Origin of the sequence: Pseudomonas sp. RGM 3321, assembly GCF_022836805.1 — a bacterium.
In the GTDB taxonomy this organism is placed as follows: domain Bacteria; phylum Pseudomonadota; class Gammaproteobacteria; order Pseudomonadales; family Pseudomonadaceae; genus Aquipseudomonas.
In genome coordinates this window covers 1-439 of record NZ_JALHBH010000032.1, presented here as the reverse complement: position 1 = coordinate 439, position 439 = coordinate 1, and the positions used below count along the sequence as shown (strand labels likewise).

Genomic DNA, 439 nt, shown 5'->3' with positions numbered 1-439 from the left:
CATATTCACATTCTCCAGCCAGAACGAGTCAGGGAAGCCACGAGGAGACGTCAATCATGACTATTACTGATACTTATACCGAGGAATTGGCGATTGACCTCACCGGAAGCGCCTTGCTGCCGGCCCGAAAGGGCATGGACGTGCAACGAATCGACGGCGAGGACGGCTCACTTCTCGTGGAATTCAGCGCGACGTCCTCCGGATGCCTGTTCGAGCTTGTCGGAAAGAACGGACGGTTATCAGTCGATGTGGATGCAGACCGCTTGCTTGGCCGTATAGATCTGAACGGAGAAACTCGCAGTCTCGACGCCGAGGATGCGCTAGGCATGGCAGATGGCACGATTCACTCCGTCGGACTCACCGCCGATGAAACTGGGACGCATTTGTTTGCAGACGGTTACGAAACATTCTCCGCCACATTGCGGGCATGGTGCCAGGA

1 protein-coding gene is annotated in these 439 nt (G+C 55.8%); it reads left to right on the top strand.

The window, feature by feature from the left end; translation table 11 throughout:
- Positions 1–56: 56 nt before the first annotated feature.
- On the top strand, positions 57–439 hold a 383-nt coding region (locus RGM3321_RS00110; protein ID WP_244391008.1), incomplete at its 3' end, for a hypothetical protein.